This is a genomic window from Streptomyces dysideae, assembly GCF_001514305.1.
GTDB lineage: Bacteria > Actinomycetota > Actinomycetes > Streptomycetales > Streptomycetaceae > Streptomyces > Streptomyces dysideae.
In genome coordinates this window covers 366,802-386,431 of the sequence record NZ_KQ949076.1, presented here as the reverse complement: position 1 = coordinate 386,431, position 19,630 = coordinate 366,802, and the positions used below count along the sequence as shown (strand labels likewise).

General features: G+C 70.3%; 16 protein-coding genes and 2 tRNA genes. 15 read left to right on the top strand and 3 right to left on the bottom strand.

Features of this window, described 5'->3' with window-relative positions; translation table 11 throughout:
* Positions 1-195: 195 nt before the first annotated feature.
* The 4 genes from AQJ91_RS05035 to AQJ91_RS05020 all read left to right on the top strand — a co-directional run bounded on the left by AQJ91_RS05035 (position 196) and on the right by AQJ91_RS05020 (position 3,835).
* Positions 196-663, top strand: coding sequence for a hypothetical protein (locus tag AQJ91_RS05035; RefSeq protein WP_067016757.1), 468 nt, complete (start codon positions 196-198; stop codon positions 661-663).
* Positions 664-735: 72 nt separating this feature from the next.
* Entirely contained in the window at positions 736-2,022 is a 1,287-nt protein-coding gene (locus AQJ91_RS05030; RefSeq protein ID WP_067016755.1) for a glutamate-5-semialdehyde dehydrogenase, read from the top strand.
* A 52-nt stretch (positions 2,023-2,074) separates the two neighbouring features.
* Entirely contained in the window at positions 2,075-2,653 is a 579-nt protein-coding gene (locus AQJ91_RS05025) for an SCO2584 family spore wall biosynthesis protein (RefSeq protein WP_067016753.1), read from the top strand.
* Between the two features lie 111 nt (positions 2,654-2,764).
* Positions 2,765-3,835, top strand: a complete 1,071-nt coding sequence (locus AQJ91_RS05020) for an SCO2583 family membrane protein (RefSeq protein ID WP_067016752.1) — start codon at positions 2,765-2,767, stop codon at positions 3,833-3,835.
* Positions 3,836-3,868: 33 nt separating this feature from the next.
* Here AQJ91_RS05020 and AQJ91_RS05015 read toward each other — a convergent pair whose 3' ends face one another.
* Entirely contained in the window at positions 3,869-5,011 is a 1,143-nt protein-coding gene (locus AQJ91_RS05015) for a M48 family metallopeptidase (RefSeq protein WP_079084678.1), read from the bottom strand.
* A gap of 378 nt (positions 5,012-5,389) precedes the next feature.
* Between AQJ91_RS05015 and AQJ91_RS05010 the strand changes: the two genes are divergently transcribed.
* The 9 genes from AQJ91_RS05010 (at position 5,390) to AQJ91_RS04975 (ending at position 12,313) form a co-directional block, all read left to right on the top strand.
* The gene (locus AQJ91_RS05010; protein WP_067016748.1) at positions 5,390-7,225 is read left to right on the top strand and encodes a hypothetical protein; all 1,836 of its coding nucleotides are present in this window, start codon (positions 5,390-5,392) and stop codon (positions 7,223-7,225) included.
* A 151-nt stretch (positions 7,226-7,376) separates the two neighbouring features.
* Entirely contained in the window at positions 7,377-7,541 is a 165-nt protein-coding gene (locus AQJ91_RS54315) for a hypothetical protein (RefSeq protein WP_199847849.1), read from the top strand.
* A gap of 82 nt (positions 7,542-7,623) precedes the next feature.
* The gene (gene nadD / locus AQJ91_RS05005; protein ID WP_067016746.1) at positions 7,624-8,319 is read left to right on the top strand and encodes a nicotinate-nucleotide adenylyltransferase; all 696 of its coding nucleotides are present in this window, start codon (positions 7,624-7,626) and stop codon (positions 8,317-8,319) included.
* Positions 8,320-8,335: 16 nt separating this feature from the next.
* Positions 8,336-10,099 (top strand): LCP family protein, encoded by a 1,764-nt coding sequence (locus AQJ91_RS05000; protein ID WP_067016743.1) that lies wholly within the window; start codon positions 8,336-8,338, stop codon positions 10,097-10,099.
* 98 nt (positions 10,100-10,197) lie between these two features.
* Positions 10,198-10,644: a ribosome silencing factor gene (gene rsfS / locus AQJ91_RS04995; RefSeq protein WP_067016741.1), complete on the top strand. Its 447-nt coding sequence runs from the start codon at positions 10,198-10,200 to the stop codon at positions 10,642-10,644.
* The gene (locus AQJ91_RS04990) at positions 10,641-11,309 is read left to right on the top strand and encodes a histidine phosphatase family protein (protein ID WP_067017215.1); all 669 of its coding nucleotides are present in this window, start codon (positions 10,641-10,643) and stop codon (positions 11,307-11,309) included. Before rsfS ends, AQJ91_RS04990 begins: the two co-directional genes overlap by 4 nt.
* 118 nt (positions 11,310-11,427) lie before the next feature.
* A tRNA-Ala gene (locus AQJ91_RS04985) sits at positions 11,428-11,500 on the top strand.
* A gap of 388 nt (positions 11,501-11,888) precedes the next feature.
* Positions 11,889-12,122 (top strand): hypothetical protein, encoded by a 234-nt coding sequence (locus AQJ91_RS04980; RefSeq protein WP_003976229.1) that lies wholly within the window; start codon positions 11,889-11,891, stop codon positions 12,120-12,122.
* Between the two features lie 118 nt (positions 12,123-12,240).
* Positions 12,241-12,313: transfer RNA gene (locus tag AQJ91_RS04975), tRNA-Ala, on the top strand.
* Positions 12,314-12,418: 105 nt separating this feature from the next.
* Here AQJ91_RS04975 and AQJ91_RS04970 read toward each other — a convergent pair.
* Together AQJ91_RS04970 and AQJ91_RS04965 are read right to left on the bottom strand one after the other, a co-directional pair.
* Complete coding sequence (locus AQJ91_RS04970) at positions 12,419-14,032, bottom strand: NADH-quinone oxidoreductase subunit NuoF family protein (RefSeq protein WP_067016739.1); 1,614 nt, start codon at positions 14,030-14,032, stop codon at positions 12,419-12,421.
* Positions 14,029-15,237 (bottom strand): ferric reductase-like transmembrane domain-containing protein, encoded by a 1,209-nt coding sequence (locus AQJ91_RS04965; protein ID WP_067017214.1) that lies wholly within the window; start codon positions 15,235-15,237, stop codon positions 14,029-14,031. Before AQJ91_RS04965 ends, AQJ91_RS04970 begins: the two co-directional genes overlap by 4 nt.
* A 568-nt stretch (positions 15,238-15,805) precedes the next feature.
* On the opposite strand from AQJ91_RS04965, the gene leuS reads away from it, so the two are divergent.
* Together leuS and AQJ91_RS04955 are read left to right on the top strand one after the other, a co-directional pair.
* On the top strand, positions 15,806-18,697 hold the full coding sequence (leuS, locus tag AQJ91_RS04960) for a leucine--tRNA ligase (protein ID WP_067016738.1): 2,892 nt from the start codon (positions 15,806-15,808) through the stop codon (positions 18,695-18,697).
* Positions 18,698-18,838: 141 nt separating this feature from the next.
* Positions 18,839-19,603, top strand: a complete 765-nt coding sequence (locus AQJ91_RS04955) for a hypothetical protein (RefSeq protein WP_079084676.1) — start codon at positions 18,839-18,841, stop codon at positions 19,601-19,603.
* The last annotated feature ends 27 nt before the right edge of the window (positions 19,604-19,630 follow it).

Sequence of the window (19,630 nt, the reverse complement as noted above, 5' to 3'; positions counted from 1 at the left end):
CGTGTGCAGTTTCTGTGTACACGAGCCCCTGCCGTACCCGAAAACGGGGCGAACGCCCCGTCCGCGGCGTCGTCCTGAGGTGGACGTTCCGCAAAATCGCCCCATGAGCCCTTGCGGCCTGTTCAACTTTGTCTCAGGGACACTTTCCGCCGAGCACTGCTCGACCGTTGCGTGAAGGAGGCCGTCGTGAGACGAGTGCGCCCTGGGGCGGCAGCGTCCCGCGGTGGTGCGGGCGCGGGATCCTCCCGTCGGCCCGGCGAGGAGCGTGCCCTGACCAGCGTCTCGGCCGGCGACCGGTACGAGGGCGAGCAGCCCGAGGACCTGCCCCGCCTGTGGCACGTCACCCTTACCGTCTCCGGCGCCGAGGCCCCGCTGAAGGAGGTGCGGCGCGCCCTGGAACAGCTCGCCCACGACCACCCCTTCCTGCTGACCAGCCGCTACGCCTGCGACCACGCCGAGATCCGCTACTGGGAAGAGGCCCGCGACCTGCACGACGCGGCCGCCGTCGCCCTGCGCCTGTGGGGCGAGCACCGCCGGACCTCCGGGCTGCCGCCCTGGGAGATCGTCGGCCTGGAGGTCATCGACCGCGAGACCTACCACCAGCGCATCGCGGAGGGATACGGCCCGCCCCCGGCGACTCCGGTGGGTGTCCATCCCTTTTGAGTGCCCTGTGGGCTTGTCTCGGGGTTTGGAACGAGCGATGGACGGGCCTCGGAAGCGCACTACCCTTCCCTCATGACCACGCTTTCGCCGTACGACTCCATGTCCCCGGTCACCCAGGCCGCCTACCGTGCCAAGGCCGCCGCAGCCGACCTCGCCCCGCTCCCGCGGGCCGAGAAGGACGACGCGCTGCTCGCCATCGCGGACGCCCTGGAGGTCCGTACGAGCGAGATCGTCGAGGCCAACGCCAAGGACATCGCCAAGGCCCGCGAGGCCGGCACCAGCGAGTCGATCATCGACCGGCTGACCCTCACGCCGGAGCGTGTAAGGGCCATCGCATCCGACGTCCGGGACGTCGTCGCCCTGCCCGACCCGGTCGGCGAGGTCGTCCGCGGCTCGACCCTCCCGAACGGCATCGACCTGCGCCAGGTCCGCGTCCCGCTCGGCGTGGTCGGCATCATCTACGAGGCCCGCCCGAACGTCACCGTGGACGCCGCCGCGCTCTGCCTGAAGTCCGGCAACGCGGTCCTGCTCCGCGGCTCGGGCTCGGCGTATGCCTCGAACAGCGCCCTCGTCCGCGTGATCCGCGACGCGGTCGGCGGGGCCGGCCTGCCCGCCGACGCCGTCCAGCTGGTGCCCGGCGAGAGCCGCGAGAGCGTCCGCGAGCTGATGCGGGCCCGCGGCCTGGTCGACGTACTGATCCCGCGCGGCGGCGCCTCGCTGATCCAGACGGTCGTCTCCGAGTCCACGGTCCCGGTCATCGAGACCGGCACCGGCAACTGCCACGTCTACGTCGACGCCCACGCCGACATCGACATGGCCATCGACATCCTGATCAACTCCAAGGCCCAGCGCGTCAGCGTCTGCAACGCCGCCGAGACCCTCCTCGTCCACCAGGACACCGCTCCCGAGTTCCTGCCGCGCGCCCTGGACGCCCTCGCGGCCGCCGGGGTGACCGTGCACGCCGACGAGCGGGTGATGGCGTACGCCAAGGACTCCACGGCGACCGTCGTGGAGGCGACGGCGGAGGACTGGGAGGCGGAGTACCTGTCCTACGACATCGCCGCCGCCGTGGTGGACTCGCTGGAGAAGGCCGTCGAACACATCCGCCTGTGGACGTCCGGCCACACCGAGGCCATCGTCACCAACTCCCAGCAGGCCGCCCGCCGTTTCACCCAACTGGTCGACTCCACCACGGTCGCGGTGAACGCCTCCACCCGCTTCACGGACGGCGGCCAGTTCGGCTTCGGCGCGGAGATCGGCATCTCGACCCAGAAGCTGCACGCCCGGGGGCCGATGGGCCTGCCGGAGCTGACCAGCACGAAGTACATCGTCACGGGGGACGGGCATATTCGGCGGTGATGAATTTCCGTACCGTCTGCCCAAATTGACCCCCCAGGACTACTCTGGATCCGTGCCGGAGGACGTGGGGGGCACGCCGTCCCCTGACGGCTGGGAGCCCGACGACGACCACGACCGCGGGGTGTCGGACGAAGAGTTCGCCTCCGTGGTCTTCGACGAGGCCTTCGTGCGGGCGGCCGCGGTGCACGAGCCGACCGCCGTCGATCGCCTCCTTGCCGCCGCCCAGGCGAGAGCCGAGGCCTCCGAGGCGGAAGCCCACCGGGCCCACGGCCGGGGCGAGCGCTACGAGGACGGCTACGGCCCCGACGACCATGGCGGTTTCGGCCATGACCCGGACCTCGACGACCTGGACGACACCGACATCGTCGACGGCCGTTACGGCGCGCCGGGGACGTACGGCAAGCGGGTCCGCTGGCACCGGCCCGTCGCCTGGATGCTCGCCCTCGTGATGGGGGTCGGCATGGTCGCGCTGGCCTTCACGGCGGTCTACCGGGGCGCGTCCTCGAACAACCGCGACCAGGTCCCGCTGCCGTCCGCCTCCACCGGCGTCGAACAGGGCAACGGCGCGGCCCCCTCCGCTTCCGCCGACTATTCCCAGCCGGCCGTCTCGGCGGTCCCGCGCACACCCTGAACGGCGCCCCGCACGGTCCTGGCAGGCCACGGACGGTCTTGGTGAGAACCTGTCAGAACTTGTCGTGTACCACGGCGTTTACCGAAGCTTCCGGAGACCTACTCTGAAGATATGGGAGGGCCTGGAGACCCACCTGAGGGCACACCCGAGGGCGGCCCCGGAGGTGGCGAGGACGAGTACCGATCCGTCGTCTTCGACGAGTCGTTCGTCCGCGCTGCCCGCCTCCAGGAGTTCTCCGCACAGGAGCGCATCGCCGACCACGCCCCCGCCGTACGCCGCCGCCCACCCCTGCGCCGGGGCCTGTCCCGGCAGGCACTGGTTCTCGTCCTGCTGATCTCCCTGGCCTTCGGTACGGCGATCTACATGGGCGTACGGAACCCCTACCAGTCCCCGGCCGCCCGGCAGCCCGTCGAGCCCTTGCGGATGACGGTCATCCCGCTCGCCCCCCAGGACGAGGTGCCCGGCACGACAGACACCGACCAGCTGTACAAGAACAGCCCCGCCGCCCAGTTCCGCGTAGGCGCGGAGGGTATCCCGCTGCCCGCCTCCCGACGCACCGCGCACTTCTCGGACGGCCAGGTCGTGACCGCCCTGACCACCGCCAAGGACTACATCGTCCGCTCCTCGCTCTACCCCGAGGTGGTCGTCGGCGGCCAGGTCCGCCCCGTGCGTGTCCTTCTCGACCCCGACCAGCTCGACCAGTTCGACGAGAGCTTCGCCCATCCCACCGCCGACGGCCGCCACGCGCCGACCGGCTGGCTGGTCCGCTTCGACCCGGACAGCGTCGAACTGGCCGACCGGAAGATCCGTGTCCAGGGCACCCTGCAGGCCGCCGAGACCGACTCCTCCACCCTCGAGGTCACCGCCGACCACACGTTCGTGTACGCGCTGCGCCCGGCCGGCTCCGACGCCAAGGCCGAGGCGTCCCTCTTCACGGTCCGCCGCGAACTCCACTTCCGCTTCGACCGAGACGACCTCCGCCTCCGCCAGGCCCAGCTGATCGTCTCGTACGTCCAGGCAGGCCCTCTCTCCTGCACCGACGACGCGACCAACCGCCTACGCCCCCTGCTGTCCGGCCAGACCGCGAAAACCGGCGTCCCAGCAGGCACCGACCCGTACGCCACGGGCAGCGCAACGGCCCTGTGCGGCTCACTGTCGACGAGTGCAGAGCCGAGGGTGTGAGCGGCGGGAGGAGGCGACCGAGGTCGCCCTTCGTCAGGTGTCGTCCCGGTGGTGGTCGTCCGTGTCGTCCGGGTCGTCCGGGTCGGGGGTCGGCGGTTGGGGCTTCGGTGTGGAGGTCGCGGTGCCTGTGAAGCCGCCGAAGCCTCGTCGTACCCGGCCGCCCAGGTCACCCGCGCCGCCCGCGATGTCGCTGACCAGCTTCATCAGGGGGTCCTTGGAGCCCTTCACGTGGGTGGCGTAGTGCGACGCCGACTCGCGGAACGAGTCCGTGACCGACGTGTCCTTATCCTCGGTGCGCCGCGGGTAGTGACCGTCCATGATCCGCTGGAAGTCACGGGACTCGGCCCACTTCTTCAGCTCGGCCGCGCGGACCGTGGTGAAGGGGTGGGAACGGGGCAGGACGTTCAGAATCTTCAGCACCGAGTCGCGCAGGTCGCCGCCCGCCTCGTACTCCTCGGCCTGCTGCAGGAACGCGTCCACGTTCATCTCGTGCAGATGGTTGCCGCCCGCGATCTTCATCAGGCCCCGCATGGACGCCGTCAGGTCCTGCCCGACCAGCAGCCCCGCCCGGTCCGCGGACAGCTCCGACTTGCGGAACCACTCCCGCAGCGCCGTCACGATCGCCATGATCGCGATGTTGCCCAGCGGGATCCAGGCGACCCGGAGGGCGAGGCTGGTCAGGAAGAGCAGGATCGTACGGTAGACGGAGTGGCCGGACAGCGCGTGCCCCACCTCGTGTCCGACGACCGCCCGCATCTCCTCCTCGTCGAGCAGCTCGACCAGGCCCGTGGTGACCACGATGATCGGCTCGTCCAGACCGATGCACATAGCGTTCGGCTGCGGATCCTGGTTGACGTACATCGGCGGGACCTTCTCCAGGTCCAGGATGTGGCAGGCGTCCCGCAGCATGTCGTTGAGGTGCGCGAACTGCTGGTCCGACACCCGGACCGAGTCGGACAGGAAAAGCAGCCTGAGGCTCCGCTCGGGCAGCAGACCGCTCAGCGCCTTGAACACCGTGTCGAAACCGCTCAGCTTGCGCAGCGCCACCAGCGCGGACCGGTCGGCCGGGTGCTCGTACGCACGCGAGGAGATCCCCGGGAAGCGCCTGCGCTGCCTGCTCGGCACGTTCTCGTGCCCGTTGTGCTCGTGGCCGTCGTCGGACATGTCTTCCCCCATGTGCGTGTTGTGGCCCTTTGCGGACTCTTGTGCGGCCCTTTGCGCCCCCGAAGCAGAGCCCAGCCTAGGCGGAGATACCGTGGACGGGCAGTACAGCGAAGGAATCCCACGCCATGGAGCACAACCCCGCTGCCGCCTGGCTCACCGAAGCCGCGAGCGCGGCCGAGCGACAAGGACCGGGAAATCTGCTCCGGGTCATACTGATCGTGATGGTGCTGGGCTGTGTGCTGACCGCGTGGTTGCGATCATTTGCGGTCATTTCCTCACGGTGTGGATCAATTGTTCGTCAGTCGCTGTCATGTGCTTTCCGGGGGTGTGGGGCGGGAGCTAGCTTCGGCCCGTAGAGATCATCACAGGTGAGGTGGGGGGTGTAGGGCGATGGTGAAGCGGATGCTGGGCGGCAAGGGGCGGGAGTTGCGCCCGTTGCGTGCGGTGTCCGCTCCGTTCGTCGTCGCCCCGCCCTCGGGGTGCCGGATCCGGACTCGCCTGCACGTTTCGCCCGCCGACGTAGCGGTGCTGCGCGCGGTGGGGACCCATCTGGGGGCGCTGGCCGGTGCGGACTTGGCGGCGCGGGTGCAGATGGGGAACGTGCCCGCCGCCCGCAACCGGCGGGCCCAGCGGAAGAAGGCGTTGACCGCCCAGTCCTCCTCCCGCTGGGCCGGAGCCATCACCCGTACTTCGGAGGATCAGTACCAGCTGGACCGACGGGCGTTGAACGCCCATATCGGATCTCTGCGCCAGGCCATCTCCACGATCGCCTCCCGGCTGGCTGTCGCGCCGGGCGCCCGGGTGCGCCAGGGGCGACGGCTGGTACGCGGGTATGCGGATGACGCCGAGCGGCGGGCCAAGCAGCAACGGTTGCAGATCCTTGAGGGCGAGCTGCGCCGGGCCTTGCGGGAGCGCGAGAGTGGCCGGGTGCGCATCACCCGGGGCGGACGCCGCCTGCTCAATTCCCGCCACCATCTCTACGACAGCGCCACCGCCCCCAAGCCGCTGAGCGAGGCTGACTGGCGGGCGCAGATGGAGGGTTGGGGGGAGGTGTGGTCGGCGCGTCGGATGTTTCTCACCGCCGACGGAGAGGCAGGGGCGCCGTTCGGGAACTACACCATCAGCATCGACCCCACCTGCGGTCGGATAGCCCTGGTGCTGCCCGAACCCCTGCGCGAGGCGCACGTAAACGCGCCGCGCGGACGGTACGTCCTGGACGCGACGGCCCTCTTCCCCCACCGGGGCGGGCAGTGGGCGGACCGGATCGCCTCAGGTGCCTCGGTGCGCTACGACATCACCTATGACCCCGAGCGCGGGCGCTGGTACCTGGACGCCTCCTGGTCCACCGCGGCCAAGGGCCAGACAGTTCCCGTCCCCACCCTTCAGGCCCTGCGGCAGCACCCGGTGCTCGCGGTGGACGTGAACGCCGATCACCTGGCCGCCTGGATCCTGGACTCGTGCGGCAACCCCGTCAGCACACCCCACACGATCCCGTTGGAGCTGGCCGGGCTGCCCGCCACCACCCGGGACGCCCGGCTGCGCGAGGCGATCTCACACCTGCTCCACCTCGCCCAGAGGCAGGGCTGCGCGGCCCTGGTGATCGAGAACCTTGACTTCGCCGACGCCCGCGCCACCGGGCGGGAGAAACTGGGCCGGGGCCGGCGCGGGAAAGCCTTCCGCCGCACCGTGGCGGGGATCCCGACGGCGAAGTTGCGCGACCGGCTTTCCAGGATGGCCCACCACGCCGGACTGTCCGTCATCGCGGTCGATCCGGCGTATTCGAGCAGGTGGGGCGCCCAGCACTGGCTGAACTCCCTCAAAGAACAGCAGACTTCTTCCGTTTCGACCACCATCACGGGGCATCATGCCGCTGCGGTGGTCGTCGGCAGACGCGGTCTGGGCTGTACGGCCCGGCGCAGGAATGACGGACCCCGCCAAACCCCCGCCACCACCGCCTCACGGCGGACCGAGGCAGGAGCCGTGCGACCAGAGGATCGCACCGGGACCACCGCCCCCGAAGCGCCGAGTCACCACATCCCGGACCGTACGGAGCAGGCAGCTCCGGGCCGGACCTCACGCAGCACCCACGTGGTGCGTCAGACGCGAGCGCGCCCACCCGGAAAGCACCCGCCCCCAGGCCCCACCACCGTTCGGGGGCCCAGCATCCACGACCAGCTCACACTGTTCGGAATGCCCGATACGGCCAACCTTGGCCAACCAACTTAGGAACGGTACAAGCAGAAGGACGACTCCTCCGAGTTCCTGAACCAGCCTCCGAGTTCCCTCGACGGCGGAGTCGGCGTGATCGGCGCCGAGCCGCCCGCTTACCATGGGCCGACATCTTTATCCCGCCCACACCGGATAGGTCCTGCCGAAGATGAGCTTCCACAGCACCGCTGCCCAGTTGGTCACCCTCGCCGCCGAGGGCGAGGAGCACGGCGGCAACCACGAGAGCCTCAGCCCGCTGCTGACCGGCGGCGCCGCCTTCGTCATCCTGATGCTCCTGCTGTGGGTCACCACCCGCTTCAACCGCGACCGCTGAACCCGGCACGGGCCCGCCCCGGGGCGTCCCCCGGGGGTCTGGGGGCCGGAGCCCACGGGCCGGGCCGGTAGGGTCTGCACGCATGGGAGAGCAGGACATGCCTACCGGTCCGGCGAATGAGGCGCCCGGCCCGAGCCACGGCACGGAACCCCGCACGGCGATAGCCCCGGGCAACGGCTCGTCGAACCCCGGCAAGCGCCGGCTCGGCGTCATGGGCGGAACGTTCGATCCGATCCACCACGGGCACCTCGTCGCGGCCAGCGAGGTCGCCGCGCAGTTCCACCTCGACGAGGTGGTCTTCGTGCCCACCGGCCAGCCGTGGCAGAAGACCCACCGCAAGGTCTCCCCGGCCGAGGACCGCTATCTGATGACGGTCATCGCGACCGCCGAGAACCCGCAGTTCTCGGTCAGCCGCATCGACATCGACCGCGGCGGCCCGACCTACACCGTGGACACCCTGCGCGACCTGCGCGCGCTCAATCCGGACACGGACCTCTTCTTCATCACCGGCGCCGATGCCCTCGGCCAGATCCTCACCTGGCGGGACTCGGAGGAACTGTTCTCCCTCGCGCACTTCATCGGGGTCACCCGTCCCGGACACCATCTGACGGACCCCGGGCTCCCGGAGGGCGGCGTCTCGCTCGTCGAGGTTCCCGCTCTGGCCATTTCCTCCACAGACTGCCGTGCGAGAGTCGCCAAGGGCGACCCCGTCTGGTATCTGGTGCCGGACGGAGTCGTGCGCTACATCGACAAGCGCGAGCTGTACCGCGGCGAGTGAGCCGAGAGGGGCACCGGTGAACGACCGATACGACGCGGGGTACGACGGCCATCACGACGACCCGTACGAGCTCGTCGGCTACGACGAGTACGGCCGGCCCGTGTACCGGCAGGTCGCGCAGCAGCGGCCCCCCCAGCAGCAGCCCTACGACCCCTACGCACAGCAGGGATACGGCTACGACCCGTACGCGACCGGCCAGCAGCAGCCGGCCCCGCAGTACGACCCGTACAACACCGGTCACACCGGCCGCCAGGAGCCCGTCCCTCCCTACGACACCGGTCAGCAGCCGCCCTCCCCCTCCTACGACCCGTACGCGACCGGCACCGGCACGCACCGCACCGGCGGACCCGCGGCCCCTTACGACCCCTACGGGCAGACCGCGGTCGGCGGCCAACAGCCCCGTGTCCGGCCCCGCGCCGCCGAGCAGACCGTCCACATCCCGCAGCAGGCCGGCCCGGCCGGGGAACCGGAGCCCCAGGACCGGCCCGATCGGGACTACCGCACCGAGCAGTTCGCCTTCGTCGAGGATCCCGACGGTGACTCCGAGGACGTCATCGACTGGCTGAACTTCACCGAGAACCGCACCGAGCGCCGCGAGGAGGCCAAGCGCCGCGCCCGCAGCCGGCTCATCGCCCTGGTCGTGGTCCTGGCGCTGACCGCGGTCGGCGGCGTGGGCTGCCTCTGGTACGCCGGGAAGCTGCCCGGCCTGTCGTCGTCCGACGAGAAGGCGGGCACCGCGACCGCCGTGGGCGCCCAGAACCGCGACGTGGTCGTCGTCCACCTGCACAACACCAAGACCGGCGCCACCTCCACCGCCCTGCTCGTCGAGAACACCACCACCAAGCAGGGCACCACCGTCCTGCTGCCCAACTCGCTCGCCCTGACGGCCGACGACGGCTCCACGACCACCCTCGCCAAGTCGGTCGAGGACGACGGCTCCTCCGGCACCCGCGACGCGCTCGACACGGTCCTCGGCACCGACATCCAGGGCACCTGGCGCCTGGACACCCCCTACCTGCAGAACCTCGTCGACCTCGTCGGCAACATCGACGTCGACACCAACGCCGACGTGCCCGACCCGGCCGCCGAGTCCAAGGGCGCCGCGCCCCTCGTACGCAAGGGCGAGGCCCAGACGCTCAGCGGCAAGACCGCCGTCGCCTACGCCACCTACCGTGCCTCCGGCGAGGCCCAGAACGCCCAGCTGCAGCGGTTCGGGCAGGTCATGCAGGGCGTGCTGCGCAAGCTGTCCTCCGACGCCCAGGGCGCGACCGTCACCGTGCAGACGCTGCAGCAGATCCTCGACCCCTCACTGACCGACAACGACCTCGGCACCTTCCTCGCCAAGCTCGCCGACCTCGCCAAGGGCGGCGACTACAAGACGGCCCTGCTGCCCGTCCAGACCGACGGCACACTGACCGCCGAGGCCAGTGACAGCGTGGTCAAGGACGTCCTCGGCGGCACCGCGAAGAGCCCCGACAAGGACGCCGCCGTCCGCGTCTCCGTTCAGAACGCCAGCGGCGTCAAGGACAACACCGAGAAGGCCCGCGTGATCCTCCTCAACGGCGGCTTCACCTTCCTGGAGGGCGGTACGGCGTCCGGGGCCTCGGCCACCTCCAAGGTCGTATACGCCGACGCCGCCGACAAGGAGAACGCCACCGAGGTCGCCAAGACCCTGGGCCTGCCCACCGGCTCCGTCACCAAGGGCAAGGTCTCCGGCAACGCGGACGTCTCCGTGATCCTCGGCCGGAACTATGAGCCCTCCGCGCCCTCCGCGTCCTAGCCGGAGGCGGCACCCCCGTGCGCCGTCCAGCACGTGGGGTGCCCTCGTCGGGCCGTGAGACCCTTGGTGTCAAGTGACCGCCGACCGAAAGCCGTGTAGTGACCGCCACTGACCGCTCTCTCGAGCTCATCCACTCCGCCGCGCAGGCGGCCGCCGACAAGCTCGCGCACGACATCATCGCCTACGACGTCAGCGACGTGCTGTCGATCACGGACGCCTTCCTGCTGGCCTCCGCGCCCAACGACCGTCAGGTCAAGTCGATCGTCGACGAGATCGAGGAGCGGCTGCAGCAGGAGCTCGGCGCCAAGCCGGTGCGCCGCGAGGGCGACCGCGAGGCCCGCTGGGTCCTGCTCGACTACGTCGACATCGTCGTCCACGTCCAGCACAGCGAGGAACGCGTCTTCTACGCCCTGGAGCGGCTGTGGAAGGACTGCCCCGAGCTCGAGCTGCCCGCCGACGCCAAGGCAACCCGCGGCAAGGCCGCGGAGCACGCCAAGCTGCGGGCCGCGGAGGAGGCGGCGGACCTGGGCGGTGAGTGGCGATGAGCAGCACCGGTGAGGTGACCGCCGCCAAGCCCCGGGGGCGCCGCGTCATCCTGTGGCGGCACGGGCAGACCTCCTGGAACGTGGAGCGCCGCTTCCAGGGCACCACGGACGTCGCCCTCACCGAGGCCGGCGTCTCCCAGGCCCGCCGCGCCGCCCGGCTGCTCGTCTCCCTTCGGCCCGACGCGATCGTCGCCTCCGACCTCCAGCGCGCCGCCGACACGGCCGCCGAGCTCGCCCAGCTCACCGGCCTGCAGGTGACCCACGACGAGGGACTGCGCGAGACCTACGCGGGCGTCTGGCAGGGGCTGACGCACGACGAGATCATCGCCCGGCACGGCGACGAGTACGCCGCGTGGAAGCGCGGCGAGCCGGTCCGCCGCGGCGGCGGCGAACTGGAGACCGAGGTGGCCGAGCGCGCCGCCCCCGTCGTCCTCCGGCACGCCGAGAAGCTGCCCGACGAGGGCACCCTCGTCGTGGTCAGTCACGGCGGCACGATCCGCACCACGATCGGCCGTCTCCTCGGCCTGGAGGCCCAGCACTGGGAGAGCCTCGGCGGCCTCTCCAACTGCTGCTGGTCCGTCCTCGGCGAAGGCGCCCGCGGCTGGCGCCTGCTGGAGCACAACGCCGGCACGCTGCCGGAGCCGGTGCTCGGCGACGACGACTGACGTCCCGTCCGTGCGGCCCGACCCGGATTTCACTTTCCGGCAGGTCGCAGGCTAAAGTTCTTCTTGTTCGCCCCGCTGAGCGGGGCGAAACACCATGCGGCTCCGCCGCGTGGCGCGAGGGGCTATAGCTCAGTTGGTAGAGCGCCTGCATGGCATGCAGGAGGTCAGGAGTTCAATTCTCCTTAGCTCCACAGATCTCGATCGATCAAGATCCCGTCCCCAGGGGGGCGGGATCTTTCGTTTCCACTCATCCGGCTTGAGTCACTTGGGGCCTGCGGGGCGTATACCTCTGGGGAGGCGGCCGTGTCCGGACTGGTACTGAGGCGTCGCTGACCGTATTGGCCCGGCCGTGGCAGAATCAAACGGCCGGAAGGGGGCGCGACCCGACGGGAGGGAGTAGCGATGCCTGCGAGCATCCTCGGAGAGGTCGGTCACCTCTTCGAAGCAGCGTTGACACGGGATACGGTCACCCGCCTCAGCTGCCCTTCCTGCGGTTCCGTCAGCGTCGCCCAGGTCCTCGGCGACAACGGTGGAATTTCCTACGTGTGCACGGCCTGCGGCCACAGCTGGAGCTGATCGATGGGTGCACACAGGCGAAAGTGCGACTGGTGCGGCAGCGGAACGCCGATCGTCCGTGACATGGAACCGGTGAACCCCGACTACCAGTACTGGTGCGAGGAATGCGCGCGGGCGCTGATCATAAAAGGCGACCCGATCGAGACGTACCGCGAACTCGAGGGCGAGCCGATCTACGGCCGGCTGCTCGAGGAACACTGCACGCTCAAACGCTTCTACTCGTTCGTCACCGCCTAACGGTTGAAAGTGGACATCGTGGGTTGTATCCGGGCGGAGCGGAAACGATTTGGTGGTGCACCGGGTCCACCGTGTAATGTTGGCGTCGCCGCGAGGGAAACCGAACGGAACACCACAAGGGGCTATAGCTCAGTTGGTAGAGCGCCTGCATGGCATGCAGGAGGTCAGGAGTTCAATTCTCCTTAGCTCCACAGTCAGATCCCCCGGATCATGCGATCCGGGGGATCTTCCCGTTTTCAGAGGCTGTTGAGGTGCGGGGGTCGCCCGGATCCGGGCGACCCCTTCGTGGGGTGTGCTCAGCGGCCCAGGGCGCGGCGGCCGCGGCCCTGGGAGAGGACCGGCAGGTTGTTGCGGGTCGGCGCCTGGGAGCGGGTGTCCTCCTCGATGCGCAGGGCGAGGGCCGGGCAGCGGCGCACCGCGCGTAGAGCCTTCGCCTCGGCATAGCGCGGTACCTGCGCCTGGGCCATGGTCGGGAAGCCGTCGGCGCCGAGTTCGAAGACCTCCGGGAGGATGTCCGCGCACAGGCCGTGGCCCCGGCACAGCGTCCAGTCGACGTAGATCTTCTGGCGGCTGGGACCGTTCTCCTCGGACTCCGCGCCGCCGGGGATGCCCGTAGGGGCCCTGCCGCCCTCGAAGAGCGGCAGAACGCCCTCCACGGGCCGTCCGCAGCCGTTGCCGAGGACGTGCGCGGCCAGGTCGTCGGTGAACGCCTTGATGGTCGACTCCAGGAACATCGCGGAGCCGTCCGGATGCGAGCAGGCGCCGCGCCGTTTCACGTTCTTGGCGACCTGCTTGACCGCCTCCAGGGCGGCCGGTCCGCCGCCGTTGAGGATGTCCTCCAGGCCGCGCGCTGCGGCCGGCAGACCGAGGTAGCAGGGACCGCACTGTCCCGCGCTCTCCTCGGCCAGCCACTGGGCCACCCGCAGCGACTCGCCCAGCGGGCAGGTCTCCTGGGTGATCGGCAGGATCGCGCCCGCGCCGAGCGCACCGCCCACCGCGTCCAGCGAGTTGCGCGAGACGATCGCCTCGTTGACCGTCGCCGCGTCGATCCACTTGCCGTGGTAGCCGCCGGTCAGCACGCCCTGCGGGACGGGCGGGGCGCCGGCCAGCTGGAGGACGTAGCGCAGCGGCACGCCCGTGGGGACCTCGATCACCATCGGGCGGGCGACCGCGCCGGAGACCGTGAGCATGACGGTGCCGGGCTCGTCGTAGAGGCCGGTGTTGCCGTAGCGCTCCGGGCCGATGCGGGCGGCGATCGCCAGTTGGGCGAAGGTCTCGGCGTTCGACAGCAGGGTGGGTGCGCCGCCGACGCCGTTCTGCGAGGCGCTGACCTTGCGGCCGGGCGGGATCGCCGGGCCGCCGTCGATGGAGCGGATCAGCGACGCGGCCGCTCCGGTGACCATACGGACGGGATTGCGCTGCACGCGCGCGCGTAGCGCCGACCGGCGGCCGTTGCTGAGGCCGCGTTCGGCGAGCGCGGCCTCCATGGAGCGCTGCGTCGACTCACGGGTGACCCCCACCACGAGCGTGCGGGCACCCAGAGCTTCGGCGGCCAGCAGGGCGCCGTCCAGGATGAGATGCGGGGCACGATTGATGAGCACCGTGTCCTTGCGGCAGGCCGGTTCGTCCTCGCTGCCGTTGACGACGACGACCGGCCGTACGCCGCGGCGGATCGCCGACTCGGCGACCGAGCGCAGCTTCTTGTGGAAGGGGAAGCCCGCGCCGCCGCGGCCCTTCAGGTTGATGTTCTCGGCGAGCTTCGCGAGCTGTTCGCCGCCCATCGGTTCGAGCGGCCCGTGCACCTTCAGATGCATGGGCAGATCGAGTCTTTCGACAAGGTCGAAGCCTGACGTGAGCTGGGGAAGGCCGACCACGCGGACTTCGGGTACGTCGGGCAGGGCCTCGTTCACCTATAGCCTCCGGAAGGCGTGTTCCAAGGTTCGCCCGAACCCGGTGGTGCGTCGAAGTCGTACGCATCACCGGGTGATGGTTCAGTGGCGGGACCGCTGTTGTACGTGTCGTTGGGGTTGTACGTGCCGTAGAGGGGGTTCGACTCACCGGTGTCGTACACATCACTCCCGCCGTACCCCGCGGCGCCCGGATTGCCATAGGCCGGGATGTTGTATCCGGTGTCCTGGAGCGGGTCGTAGGCCGACGGGGGCGCCTCGCCGACCGGCGGCGGGGACGGGATCGGCCAGCTGCCCGAGGTGCTGCCGGGGCCGTCGACGCGTGGGATCGCCTCCGTGGGCTGCATGTCCAGGGGCAGGTCCATGCGCGCGGTCTGGTCGGGCGCGAACGACGGCTGCTGTGGCACGCGCGGGGGGGAGACGGCCCGGTAGGCGGCCGCGAAACCGTTCGCGGGCTCCGCGGCCGGGGGCGCCGGCATGCCGGGCAGGCTTCCGGTCGACTCCTCGCGCGACGGCCTCGCCGGACGCCGGCTCTCGTAGCCCGGCAGCGCGGACCCGGCGGCGGCCTTGGCGCGGCCGGCGTCCAGCTCCTCGCGGCCCGCCTGCTCGTCGGCGCCGATGATCGCGGCGAGCCGGTCGGCGACCCTGCGTTTGAAGGGGCGCGGTGCGGCGCGCAGGGCGAGGGCCGCGGCGACCCCGACCACGCACAGCTCGTACGACACCATGAAGAACGTCTTCGCAGGGCGGCCCGCGAACAGGCCGTGGATCAGCGCCGCGCACCACGCCGGGTAGGCCAGCATGTGCATCGCGCGCCAGCGGGCCGCGACCGGCGCCGGGGAGGCGAACCTGTTGCGCAGCGCGCCGGTGACGCCGACGAAGATCATGAGCATCGCGGCCAGGGTACCGAGGCCGATGAGGAAGGCGGTGCCCGTGAACTGGTCGCCGCCGGTGAAGAGCAGGCCGAACGGGATCACCGCGGCGATCCAGCTGGTGTGGTCCAGCGCCAGCTTGGTCACGATGTGCACGATCAGGAACGCGATGGAGGCGACGGCGGTGACCCGGTGCACGGCCTGCGCGGAGATCCGCTGGCGGATGTTGAGGATCATCCGGTCCTGGGCGACGAGTCCCCAGATCACCGAGCAGGTGAGGCTGACGAGTGACAGGACGCCGGCGCCGAAGTTGAGGAACTCCAGGAACGAGTCGTCCATCGTGCTGTCCGTCGTCACGACACGCCTCCCGACATCACGATGAAGGGTATGGACGGCAAAGTGTCAGCGTTCGTCGTCCCGGAGGCCGGGGGATCGGGCCAGGGAGGCGAACTGCTGTGCGGACGAGGGTTCATGGGGGCAACTCCGAACGGTTCGGGAAAGCGGTCCCGCTGCCGCACTCTAAGCGGCGCCATACCGGTGGGTACGAGGTTTGAGTTATTGCGTTGTTATCAACGGACAATGCGGTTGCTGCGATGTCCCTTAGTGGCTGTTACGCGAAGTAACTTTTGACCTTGGTTCAGCTTCTGTCAGGTGTGACGGGCGAGCTCCCGGGGACCGCGGGTGCGGCACCCGGTGCCAATAAGGCATACGTAAGCGCGTCGCGGCGTGCTCAACGGCTGCGGTACCCTAACGCCATGCGTGCCGTACGCCTTCTGCTTAGCGAGCCGCGCTGATCAGTCCCGTCAGCCACTGAATCGGCTGGTCGGAATCGGCGCGGCGTCCCCTCCTGTGCGAGGGGATTTTTCATTTCTGCTGGCAGATGACGATCGATGGAGCTTTGAGGATCATGAGCGAGACGAACCCCGCTGCCACCACTGGCATGTCGGTGGATGCCGCGCCGCACCGCTACACGGCCGCCATGGCGGCCGAGATCGAGGCACGCTGGCAGGACTTCTGGGACGCCGACGGCACCTACGCGGCACCGAACCCCAGCGGTGACCTGGCCGGCGACCCCGCGCTGGTCGCCAAGCCCAAGAAGTTCATCATGGACATGTTCCCGTACCCCTCCGGTGCGGGCCTGCACGTCGGCCACCCCCTGGGCTACATCGCCACCGACGTCTTCGCCCGCTTCCAGCGGATGACCGGCCACAACGTCCTGCACACCCTGGGCTTCGACGCCTTCGGCCTGCCCGCCGAACAGTACGCCGTGCAGACCGGCACGCACCCGCGCGTGTCCACCGAGGCCAACATCGAGAACATGACGGCCCAGCTGCGCCGACTGGGCCTGGGTCACGACAAGCGCCGGTCGTTCGCCACGATCGACCCGGACTACTACAAGTGGACCCAGTGGATCTTCCTGCAGATCTTCAACTCCTGGTACGACGACGAGGCCGGCAAGGCCCGCCCGATCTCCGAGCTGATCGCCCGCTTCGAGACCGGTGAGCGCGCCGTACCGGGCCACACGCGCGCGTGGCACGAGCTGACCGCCGCCGAGCGCGCCGACGTCCTGGGCGACTTCCGTCTGGCGTACGCCTCCGACGCGCCCGTCAACTGGTGCCCCGGCCTGGGCACCGTGCTGGCCAACGAAGAGGTCACCGCCGACGGCCGATCCGAGCGCGGCAACTACCCGGTCTTCAAGGCCAAGCTGCGCCAGTGGAACATGCGCATCACCGCCTACGCCGACCGGCTGCTGGACGACCTGGACGAGCTGGACTGGCCCGAGGCCATCAAGCTGCAGCAGCGCAACTGGATCGGCCGCTCCGAGGGCGCCCGCGTCGACTTCCCGATCGACGGCGAGCGCATCACCGTCTTCACGACGCGCCCAGACACCCTGTTCGGCGCGACCTACATGGTGCTGGCCCCCGAGCACCCGCTGGTCGACAAGTTCACCCCGGGCGCCTGGCCCGAGGGCACCCACGACGTCTGGACCGGCGGTCACGCGTCCCCGGCCGAGGCCGTCGCCGCGTACCGCGCGCAGGCCGCCTCCAAGTCCGACGTCGAGCGGCAGGCCGAGGCCAAGGACAAGACCGGCGTCTTCATCGGCGCGTACGCCACCAACCCCGTCAACGGCGACCAGATCCCCGTCTTCATCGCCGACTACGTCCTGATGGGCTACGGCACCGGCGCGATCATGGCCGTCCCGGCGGGCGACCAGCGCGACTTCGAGTTCGCGCGCGCCTTCGAACTGCCGATCCACTGCATCGTCGAGCCGACCGACGGCCGCGGCACCGACACGGCCACGTGGGAGGACGCCTTCGCGTCGTACGACGCGAAGATCATCAACTCCTCGAACGACGACATCTCGCTGGACGGCCTGGGCGTCGCCGACGCCAAGGCGCGCATCACCGACTGGCTGCAGCGCGAGGGCATCGGCGAGGGCACCGTCAACTTCCGGCTGCGCGACTGGCTGTTCAGCCGCCAGCGCTACTGGGGCGAGCCCTTCCCGATCGTCTACGACGAGGACGGCATCGCCCACTCCCTGCCCGAGTCGATGCTGCCGCTGGAGCTGCCCGAGGTCGAGGACTACTCGCCGCGCACCTTCGACCCGGACGACGCCGACACCCAGCCCGAGACGCCGCTGTCCCGCAACGAGGACTGGGTCAGTGTCACGCTGGACCTGGGCGACGGCCGCGGTCCGCAGAAGTACCGCCGCGAGACCAACACCATGCCCAACTGGGCCGGTTCCTGCTGGTACGAGCTGCGCTACCTGGACCCGCACAACAGCGAGAAGCTGGTCGCCCCCGAGATCGAGCAGTACTGGATGGGCCCGCGCGAGGGCCAGCCGCACGGCGGTGTCGACCTGTACGTCGGCGGCGCCGAGCACGCCGTACTGCACCTGCTGTACGCGCGCTTCTGGTCCAAGGTCCTGTTCGACCTGGGGCACGTCTCCTCCGTGGAGCCGTTCCACAAGCTGTTCAACCAGGGCATGATCCAGGCCTACGTCTACCGCGACAGCCGTGGCATCGCGGTGCCGGCCGCCGAGGTGGAGGAGCGCGACGGCGCGTACTACTACCAGGGCGAGAAGGTCTCCCGGCTGCTGGGCAAGATGGGCAAGTCCCTGAAGAACGCGGTCACTCCGGACGAGATCAGCGCCGAGTACGGGGCCGACACGCTGCGCCTGTACGAGATGGCCATGGGCCCGCTGGACGTGTCCCGGCCGTGGGACACGCGCGCGGTGGTCGGCCAGTTCCGGCTGCTGCAGCGGCTGTGGCGCAACGTCGTCGACGAGACGACCGGCGAGGTCACCGTCGTCGAGGACGCCGACATCGACGAGGACACCCTGCGCGCCCTGCACAAGGCGATCGACGGCGTGCGCGGGGACCTGGAGGGCATGCGGTTCAACACCGCCATCGCCAAGGTCACCGAGCTGAACAACCACCTGACCAAGACGGGCGGCGCCGTGCCGCGCCCGGTCGCCGAGTCGCTGGTGCTGATGGTCGCCCCGCTGGCCCCGCACATCGCCGAGGAGCTGTGGCGCAGGCTGGGCCACACCGACTCGGTTGTCCACCGGGACTTCCCGGTCGCCGACCCGGCGTACGTCGTGGACGAGACCGTGACCTGCGTCGTGCAGATCAAGGGCAAGGTCAAAGCCCGCCTGGAGGTCTCGCCGGCCATCTCCGAGGACGAGCTGGAGAAGGTCGCGCTGGCCGACGAGAAGGTCGTCGCGGCGCTGGACGGAGCGGGGATCCGCAAGGTGATCGTGCGGGCGCCGAAGCTGGTGAACATCGTTCCGGCCTAGTCGCCGGTCCCGGGGCGCGGATGCCTCGGGGTAGTCCCCTACGGGCAGGTTCGGGGTTCTGCTGGAACCCCGGGCCTGCCCGTAGCGTTTACGGTTGAAGAGGGGCGCGGAGCGGGCCGTGGCCGGTCGGAGGAGGAGCTTGTGGAAGCACTGTTCGCGGTAGTCGCCCTGCTCTTTGTCCTCTTCCTGGCGCTCGGTGCGTACGCCACCGTGAAGGTGGTCGGCGCGGCCAAGCGCGGCGTGGACAGAACGATCACGCAGGCCCGCCGCACGGTCGAGGACCACACCCTCAGGGCGAAGTCCTTCGCCCAGCTCGGCCCCGCGGGCGAGATCGCCCAGCTGCGGCTGAAGCTGCGCACCTCGATGCGGGCCACCCAGGACGCGCTGCACGCGGGCGTGGCCGAGGACGAGTCCCTCAAGGAGTCCCTCGGCCTCTTCGAGCGGCTCAGCGCGCACGGACACGAACTGGACGGCGAGCTCAGGCGCCTGGAGTCCGAGCCGGACCGGGCGACCCTCGCCGAGCGGCTGCCCGGGCTGCGCGAGCGCACCGAGCGCATCGCCCAGTCGGCGGACTCCCTGCGCTGGGCGGCCCGCGACCGGGCCCGCCGCTTCGCGGACGACGACCTGGACTCGCTGAGCACGCAGATCGACATGGAGGCGGGCGCGCTGCGGCACTGGCAGACGGCGGAGTCCGCGCAGACCGCGGAGCCCACGCCCACGCCCACGCCGACTCCGCCCCCGTGGCCCGAGGCCCCGGCCGCCGAGCACGCCAGCACCGAGCAGACCTGGCCGGAGACGCCCCGGGCGCACACGGCCGACGAGCCGGCGCCGCCCGCCATCAACCCGCCGGGCCCGCGGCCCACCTATCCGTGGCAGAAGAAGACCCGCCCCGAGAGCACGACTTGAGCACGCCCTGAGCACGCTTTGATCCGG